This is a genomic window from Sphingomonas sp. NCPPB 2930, from assembly GCF_042867205.1.
In the GTDB taxonomy this organism is placed as follows: Bacteria; Pseudomonadota; Alphaproteobacteria; order Sphingomonadales; family Sphingomonadaceae; genus Sphingomonas.
Genome location: NZ_JBHZQU010000039.1, coordinates 1,027 through 2,190 on the forward strand (window position 1 = coordinate 1,027; position 1,164 = coordinate 2,190).

General features: G+C 39.6%; 2 pseudogenes. Both read left to right on the top strand.

The window, feature by feature from the left end:
• Positions 1-99: pseudogene (locus ACFX59_RS18190) on the top strand (conjugal transfer protein); the annotation flags it as partial.
• A pseudogene (locus tag ACFX59_RS18195) lies at positions 83-1,164 on the top strand (ATP/GTP-binding protein); the annotation flags it as partial. The pseudogenes ACFX59_RS18190 and ACFX59_RS18195, both read left to right, overlap by 17 nt.

Below are 1,164 nucleotides of genomic sequence, written 5' to 3' on the forward strand. Positions count from 1 at the left end.
AAGCTGACCTATGCAGGAAAAAAAGTAACGCTTGGCAGAAACCAGCCACAAGAAGCCATTACAGCAGTTAGGAGTGAATTTTATGGCATATCCAATTAAATACATTGAAAACAATCTCGTCTGGAATAAAGACGGGGAATGTTATGCTTACTATGAGCTTGTTCCTTACAATTACTCATTTCTAAGTCCAGAACAGAAAATACAAGTGCATGATTCTTTCAGACAGCTTATCGCACAAAATCGTGATGGCAAAATTCATGCTTTACAAATCAGTACAGAATCCAGCATACGTTCTGCACAAGAGCGTTCCAAAAATGAAGTCACTGGCAAGCTCAAAGCGGTTGCCTATGACAAAATCGACCAACAGACAGACGCTTTAATATCCATGATTGGCGAAAATCAAGTGAACTACCGTTTCTTTATCGGCTTTAAGTTGCTTCTCAACGATCAGGAGTTTTCTATGAAAAGTCTTACCGTTGAAGCAAAAAATGCTTTGTCTGATTTTGTCTATGATGTGAACCATAAGCTGATGGGCGATTTTGTTAGTATGAGTAATGATGAAATCCTGCGTTTTCAGAAGATGGAAAAGCTCTTAGAAAATAAAATCTCTCGTCGTTTCAAAATCCGCAGGTTAGATAAGGACGACTTCGGCTATCTGATTGAACACCTTTACGGACAGACAGGCACTGCCTATGAAGAGTATGAGTACCATCTATCAAAGAAAAAGCTGGATAATGAAACGCTGATTAAATACTATGACTTGATTAAGCCTACTCGCTGTTTGGTGGAAGAAAAACAGCGATATTTGAAAATCCAGCAGGAAGATGAAACCGTCTATGTAGCTTACTTTACCATTAACAGCATTGTCGGAGAACTGGACTTCCCGTCCTCTGAAATCTTCTACTACCAGCAACAGCAATTTACATTCCCGATTGATACGTCAATGAATGTGGAAATTGTAGCGAATCGTAAAGCCCTATCTACTGTCCGCAATAAAAAGAAAGAACTGAAAGACTTGGATAACCACGCTTGGCAAAGTGATAATGAAACCAGCTCCAATGTGGCGGAAGCTCTGGAAAGTGTGAATGAGCTGGAAACCAATTTAGACCAAAGCAAGGAATCTATGTACAAGCTGTCTTATGTGGTAAGGGTATCAGCAAATGA